The sequence below is a fragment of the Streptomyces asiaticus genome, assembly GCF_018138715.1.
Classification (GTDB): Bacteria; Actinomycetota; Actinomycetes; order Streptomycetales; family Streptomycetaceae; genus Streptomyces; species Streptomyces asiaticus.
The window spans coordinates 204,227-210,381 of record NZ_JAGSHX010000002.1; the positions used below are offsets into that span (position 1 = coordinate 204,227).

Here is a 6,155-nt window from a genome sequence, read left to right on the forward strand (position 1 = left end):
CCGGGATGTCAGCCACGACAACGTCGGGGCCCGGATGGAACGTTCAGTCTTCCCCGTCCTGGGCGGGCTCGTTCTGGTGCAGGCAGTACACGCACATGGACTCCGTGTTGACCAGCCCCATGCACCGCCGGCAGGTGCCTCGCTCGAGGACTGGCCCGCGACCGTCCGCACATCCCGGGCAGGTCATCACCGGCTGACTGAACCCGAAGCTGATCACCCAGCCGTCGCTCTGGGCGGCGTCGCGCGCCATCTGTGAGACCTCGGAGGCGGAGCGTGCGTCTCCGTCGTCTCCGGTCCCCACCGCCAGATAGACGGCAAGACAGTCATCGGCGTCGCATACGACAGCTACCCCTGTAGGCATCCGGTTTCCTCCCCGCCGTGGCACCCGCAGCCACGATCCAGCGGCGGCCTGCAACCGGCCGCGCCCAATATGACCATCTTGCTGAAGCGGCAGGCTCACGCGCCGGATTCCCGACGGGATCGGCCGACGCCGCTCCTGGCCATCCTGGGTGCCTTCCACGGATAGACCACGACGAGCAGCAACGACGTGGACCGCTACAACACCGCCCACGTCCGGGCGGCCGCCGACTATGTGATGTCTGCGGCCCGCCAGCGGCCTGGCTCCATGAGCCGTGGATGGCTCGCCGAATTCGAGGGTGGACGAGACTCCTGGTCGTTCGGTGACCGGGATGGCAGGCTCTGCCTCCAGTTGGAAGGGAGCGCCGCGATGACCGAGATGCCGGAGACGGAACGTGAGGAATGCACCGACTGTTTCGCCCAGCCGGACCCCGACAACACCCGTATCACGTACGCGATGAAAGACGGTGGGATTCACGAAATCTGGCACACCCCGGACTGTCCAGAGCTCACGATCATGCGGATCAACCTTGAGGAAGGGCACAAGCAAGTCCTGGAACAGGACGCCTGGGCCAAGGACGTCTTCCCTGCCGCACACGAGCGGCTCAAGCAGACCGCCGCTGCTATGCCCGGCGAGGCCGCTGCTCAGCCGTTTGTCGCCGCCTTGACCGAGCTGGTCCAGGCGCAGGCGGACAACCTCGTCGGTTTCGTCGCTCTGCACCGCTGGGCAGAGATTCTGGAACGGCACTTCCCGCCGGAGCTCCCCGACCCTGGCCACGCCGCCGAATAGCCACACCATCGGTGGCACACACCACCCGCTCCGGGCCTCTCTCAGAGCCCCGGAACCGGCGTGAGCTCGTGCGCAGGCCCCGACCGATTCGGAAACAATCCTGGGTCTTCCGGCGCAACCTGCAACTGAGATGTCTCTCAAAGATCGCTCCAGCCCTTCGCGGCGCCGCCGCTCAGGGGGGAGGTCTGGAGCGTACTGGCTGCGTCAAGCCGCCATCAATAGATCAACCGGCGGACAGAGAACACGGCATAGGCTTGACCACGCGGGTGTCCCGCTCGGCGAACCCGGCTATCTGTCGCAGACGGACAAACTCCACCACACTTACAGGACATGGGGGATGCCACGCTGTGGGTAGCAGTGTTGACGGCTGTGACGGCGATAGCGGCAAGCTGGGTGACCAGCAGAGGCAATGCACAAGCGGCACGGGTCCAGGCCCTTGCCGCAGCAGAAGCTCAGCAGGCCGCGACCAGGCGTGACGCCATGCGCACGGCTCATCTTGCGTTCAGCGAGCAGATCAATCACATGGGCGCTCTCTATCGGAAGACTCCTGCGTTCTTGGGAATTGGTGACCCATCGGAACGGTCGCCCGCTCTTGATCGGCATTTAGAAGAGTTGCGTACGGCGTACGGCGAGTTTCACCAACAGCTCAACGTCATCACGCTCGATGGTGGCCATTCCTCTCGGCTGGCCGCCGACGCTGTACATGCTGCTTCCACTCACGTGTACAAGACGTTGCTGGGCATAGCGGCTGGTACTCAAGGGCCCGAGGACTTCGCATCAGCCGTACGTGCGTACTGGGACACAGCTACAGCGTTCCTTCACGCTGCGCGGCAGGCCGACGAGTAGCGATGGGCGCAGAGACCGAACTCTCCGGCGGGTCCATTCACCTCCTCGCATACGACGCTGAGGGCCACGATCAGGGGCCTCCCTCGACCCGGAGGCCGTACGCGATGTCGCCACGGCGGCCGCCGACGCCGGCGCCGCCGCTGTCTCGGCCAACGCTGAGATCTGGGTCCGTGTCCAGGACCGACACGTCTGTCCTGGACAAGCCCGCGGTGATGTCGGTGGTGGCTGGAACGCTTGGGGGATGAACGGCGATGAGCAGCTGCTGCGCGGCCGGGTCTATGGCTGCGACCACGATGATCCCGACCCGGGCCCGCTCCCGCACCAGACCTACGCCGCGCTCGTAGGCGGGCCGCTGGATGGGTTGCTGCTGGACATCACGGGTTGGCTGCTCGAGGAAGTCGACGGTGGGGCGGCCCTGGTTACCGAGCTCGGTCAGTTTCCCGGCGGGCGGTCGCTGTATGACCCGCGCCCCGGCGAACCTTGCACACCGGGCCCGGGCGTGAGCTGCCGCTTCTACTACTCTGGCGACACCCCCTGACCGACCCGACCACGGCAGGTCAGCGGTCGGTTTCGCCTGCCGCACCCTCCGGCTACGACCTGCCTTCGGTCAGCTGGCCCGCGGTATTCTCGATCCACAGCAGCGTCCACTCGACTCCGGCCTGCCACCCCGGCTCCGCGCCGGCGTACCGGCCTTCTGCCTCGGCCCGGATATTGGCGGCGAGGGCACGCAGATCCTTCTGCAGTCCCTGCCGGCGGGCCATGTCCATCGCCTCGCGCATCTCGTCAGTGATCTCACCGGGTCGGAACTCGCTCATCGCCCCACCTTGGACGACTGTCCCCGCCGAGGGCCAGACCCCAAGGCTGTGGCCCGGGAAAGTTCGGTGCCCGATAGCGTCCTGCCCCATGACCACCACCGACACGATCGCGGCCCTGGCTCTGGGTGTTGCGGTCGTCGCTGCCGTTGCCGCCATCGGGTCCTGGAAGGCGGCGCGCAACGCCAACGGGGCCGCGCAGACTCTGTCCCGGATCGAGCAGCAACGCCTGCATGCCGATCTCACCCCGGACTTCCACTGCACGATCCTGGCCAACGAGGCCCGCTCCACTGCCATGCTGCGGGTCCACCTCGAAGGCCCACCCGGGCTGCTGTCCCACCGCGCTATCGAGATCACCGTGTCCATCCGCAACGACAACCCACACCGGGGCGATGGGCCCCGACTCGCCGGCACCGCCACTCCCGAGCAGGTACGCGCGCACATCTGGGGGCCGTGGAAGTTCAGCGCGGACGGCCGTGACCACACCGGCCGAACGGTCGCCCCGCAGCAGCTGGCGGTCGGCGAGTGGACGCGGTACGGCCTGACCCCCACCTCACCGCCGTTGTGGTCGGCGAGCACCACGGACGACTGGCGCCGCGACTACGTGAACGCGCCGGTACGCCTGAGCATCACCGCCAGGTCGAAGGACAGCGAGTGGACCGTGCCGCTGGAAGTCCCCGTTACCATCGAGACCGCCGCCTGACTACGACAGGTCAGGAGTCGGTGATGTGGTCGAAGCCGCTCAGCAGCGGCGTCAGCTCCTGGGCGCACCCGCACAGCGTGCACAGCTGCGTCCCCGGTTTCTCCGCGACGTCCAGGGCCCGCTGCACATCGAGCAGCGGCGAACCCTCGGGTGCCTCTTCACAGTCCGGCGCGTGCAGCACACCGCGGGCCGGGCCCCGCCCCTCGCGCACCTTCGCCAGGACCCAGTCCGAAGGCCGGCGCTCACCGAGGACTTCGCGGACCACCGACGTCGGCGCCGGCGGAAGAGGTTCGGTGGGGACCTGGTCCGTAGTCGACGCATCGACCGGCCGCACGTGCTCGGGCGCCCGGACCCACACCCGGTACTCCGCAGCCTCCACGCCGCAGTCCAACTGGTGACGGGGCAGTATTCCGAACCTGCGCTATTCCACACCCGACGTGGCTTCTGGGGCCTGCCGGGCCGACAGGACATGCACGTCGGCGTCCTCCAGGTCGGCCGATGTATGACGACCGCGATGTCGGAGGGCAGGTACCCGACACCGGACAACGGCTCCTTCGTTCCGCGCGCGGTTCGTCTAGCGAAAACCTCGGCGACGGTGCACCCGGCGCCCCTATAGTCCGGGAATGATCGAAATACCAACCTTCGCGGCTTGGATGGAGATGAACCGAGCCCAGGACTTTCCCAACGAGGCAACCGCGTGGGCGGTCTACAACGACCGGGTGTATCGAGGCATGGAGGCTCTCTTGGCACACCCAGAGGTCGCGGCGAACCGCCAGGAGGCTGCCGTGGCCGAGATCGCAGCGACTGCCTTCCTCGAATCCGTCTTCGGCGCCGCCTGGGTCAAGGAGCGATTCCCCCTTGCGGACCACCGGGAGGAGCTCGGCCCCTGGGTGCAGCAGGCCTGGCAGCGTCAGGAGCTGGCCAGGAGGGTGTTCGAGTTTCAGAGTGAACCGTGGTTCGCAGACTTCGTCTCCTATACCGAGACGAACGATGTCGCGTCGGCGATCTTCGAAGCAGACGTCCTCCAGACCCTCATGCGCATGCCTGCCGGCATCGCCAGGGTGACCGAGTCGGGCGTCAAGGGCCAGGACTTCGATATCCTCCTCAACTTGGCGCACGTCGGTGACGTCCCCGTCGAGGTGAAGTACAAACAGGACGACACGCCCTTCTCGGAGGCCACGGTCCGCAATACCGTCAAGAGTGCGGTCAAGCAACTGCCGCGGGGGCAAGCCGGGTGGCTGTTCATCCACGTCCCGACTGCCTGGATACGCCCCGGTCGCGGGGACGAATATGACGAGGCGCTCTACAAGGCGCTGCGGCAGACGTCGCGGATCGGTGTGGTCTTCACCGCTGTGGACAAGCCTTTCCACGATGAGGAGGCGGGAAAGATCCGGCACCGGCGATTCTGGGACCTTTACAAGGATGACGGCGCGTCGCAGGAACTATGGGAGGCCGCCCTCCTCCTACGGAATCTCCTCGAAAGGGGTTGGGACTTCTTCGCTCCGCGCGCACCGTTCTGACGTGCCCGGCCCTGCCGCGTTTAACTGGCGGAGAGGCGGTATTCCAGGGGTGCGCTATTCAGCCCAGTCCAGCAGGCTGGTCGTCGGCTCCGTGGCCGCTCCGGGGGCATCGGCGCGGGTATCAGCTGACGATGATCCACACGGAGAGTGCGGCCCCGGTTGATGCGATGGCTGCATGGAGCGCGATCCAAACCGTGTACAACCGGATCTTCCTCAGCCGGGGAAAGCGCCTGCGTTGTTCACGGGAACTTGTCCTCAGAGCGGCCTCGATCTCGAGATCCGGGAACTGCTCGGCGATCTTCTTTCGTAGCCCCCGCGCCTGCCCAACGTGAAAAGCGCAGCGTTCATGAAACTTGAGGCAGGCGAACGCGCCATAGAGTCCGAGCACCATCATTGGGAGTGTCACCACGAGCATGGTGGGGCGGAGACCAGTTTTGGCGATGAAACCGAGTCCTGCTGCCACAACGACAATGATGATGTTGGTTAGCATGGCTCTCTGGTTCTCCGTCTGGCGATCTGCCTCTCGCTGTTCTTTCCAGAGGTCGAGCAGCACATCGATCCCGTCGGCCATTCCTATACCGTGGCGTTTACTGAGACAGACGCGACAGTCACTCGGGCTGATGAGATTTCAGTCTGCGCGCTACTTGACTGAGGTGGCATTCTTTTTCGACCTCCGGGCTCCCCTTCACGAAAGGTTGCAGCTCTGGATGCTTGTCAATGAGATTGGCCGCCTGCGTGATTTGGGCCATGCAGTCCGGCTTGGTCGGTGTGTTGTGGCTGAGCTCGGCCCCGAAGATGGCTCCCACGATGACTGCCGCTGAACCCACGACGGGGACGACGACGTACTGCAGGTACCATCGCCAGGTGCTAACCATCCAAGGCTCCCGATCGAGCCTTGGCCAGCGCTTCAGCTTGTCGGTAGGCGCCTGAGCGGGCGAGGAATCCTTGAAGCCGATCCAACTCTTCGTCAGCGTGCGGCCAAAAGTTCGGGTCCAGCCTCTGCTCCTCGATGCGCGGGTTTAGTGCTGCGGCCAACTGAAGCCCGACAGCATAGGCCGCAAATACGCAGCGTCGACGTTTATTGATGCCGCTAAGGAGAATCCCAATCGCAACAGTAAGAACCAAGC

Annotated in this window: 11 protein-coding genes; 5 read left to right on the forward strand and 6 right to left on the reverse strand. The window is 65.6% G+C overall.

Annotated features, from left to right (window positions below; genetic code table 11):
• Positions 1 to 43: 43 nt before the first annotated feature.
• Positions 44 to 361: a hypothetical protein gene (locus KHP12_RS06695; RefSeq protein WP_211831920.1), complete on the reverse strand. Its 318-nt coding sequence runs from the start codon at positions 359 to 361 to the stop codon at positions 44 to 46.
• Between the two features lie 186 nt (positions 362 to 547).
• On the opposite strand from KHP12_RS06695, the gene KHP12_RS06700 reads away from it, so the two are divergent.
• The 3 genes from KHP12_RS06700 (at position 548) to KHP12_RS06710 (ending at position 2,531) form a co-directional block, all read left to right on the forward strand.
• On the forward strand, positions 548 to 1,147 hold the full coding sequence (locus KHP12_RS06700; protein WP_211831922.1) for a hypothetical protein: 600 nt from the start codon (positions 548 to 550) through the stop codon (positions 1,145 to 1,147).
• A gap of 330 nt (positions 1,148 to 1,477) precedes the next feature.
• Complete coding sequence (locus tag KHP12_RS06705; RefSeq protein WP_211831925.1) at positions 1,478 to 1,993, forward strand: hypothetical protein; 516 nt, start codon at positions 1,478 to 1,480, stop codon at positions 1,991 to 1,993.
• 241 nt (positions 1,994 to 2,234) lie between these two features.
• The gene (locus KHP12_RS06710) at positions 2,235 to 2,531 is read left to right on the forward strand and encodes a hypothetical protein (protein WP_211831926.1); all 297 of its coding nucleotides are present in this window, start codon (positions 2,235 to 2,237) and stop codon (positions 2,529 to 2,531) included.
• Positions 2,532 to 2,583: 52 nt separating this feature from the next.
• Here KHP12_RS06710 and KHP12_RS06715 read toward each other — a convergent pair whose 3' ends face one another.
• On the reverse strand, positions 2,584 to 2,808 hold the full coding sequence (locus tag KHP12_RS06715) for a hypothetical protein (RefSeq protein WP_211831927.1): 225 nt from the start codon (positions 2,806 to 2,808) through the stop codon (positions 2,584 to 2,586).
• An 88-nt stretch (positions 2,809 to 2,896) separates the two neighbouring features.
• On the opposite strand from KHP12_RS06715, the gene KHP12_RS06720 reads away from it, so the two are divergent.
• On the forward strand, positions 2,897 to 3,508 hold the full coding sequence (locus KHP12_RS06720; protein WP_211831929.1) for a hypothetical protein: 612 nt from the start codon (positions 2,897 to 2,899) through the stop codon (positions 3,506 to 3,508).
• A gap of 10 nt (positions 3,509 to 3,518) precedes the next feature.
• Here KHP12_RS06720 and KHP12_RS06725 read toward each other — a convergent pair whose 3' ends face one another.
• Entirely contained in the window at positions 3,519 to 3,887 is a 369-nt protein-coding gene (locus KHP12_RS06725; RefSeq protein ID WP_308016682.1) for a DUF6233 domain-containing protein, read from the reverse strand.
• A gap of 244 nt (positions 3,888 to 4,131) precedes the next feature.
• Here KHP12_RS06725 and KHP12_RS06730 point away from each other — a divergent pair, with 244 nt between their 5' ends.
• Entirely contained in the window at positions 4,132 to 5,028 is an 897-nt protein-coding gene (locus tag KHP12_RS06730) for a hypothetical protein (protein WP_211831932.1), read from the forward strand.
• A 121-nt stretch (positions 5,029 to 5,149) separates the two neighbouring features.
• Here the strand turns inward: KHP12_RS06730 and KHP12_RS06735 are convergent, their stop codons facing one another.
• The 3 genes from KHP12_RS06735 to KHP12_RS06745 all read right to left on the reverse strand — a co-directional run.
• Positions 5,150 to 5,599, reverse strand: a complete 450-nt coding sequence (locus tag KHP12_RS06735; RefSeq protein ID WP_211831933.1) for a hypothetical protein — start codon at positions 5,597 to 5,599, stop codon at positions 5,150 to 5,152.
• 37 nt (positions 5,600 to 5,636) lie between these two features.
• A complete protein-coding gene (locus KHP12_RS06740) occupies positions 5,637 to 5,903 on the reverse strand; it encodes a hypothetical protein (protein ID WP_211831934.1) in 267 nt (88 codons plus the stop codon).
• Positions 5,896 to 6,155: hypothetical protein (locus KHP12_RS06745; RefSeq protein ID WP_211831935.1), on the reverse strand; the 260-nt coding region annotated here is incomplete at its 5' end. The genes KHP12_RS06740 and KHP12_RS06745, both read right to left, overlap by 8 nt.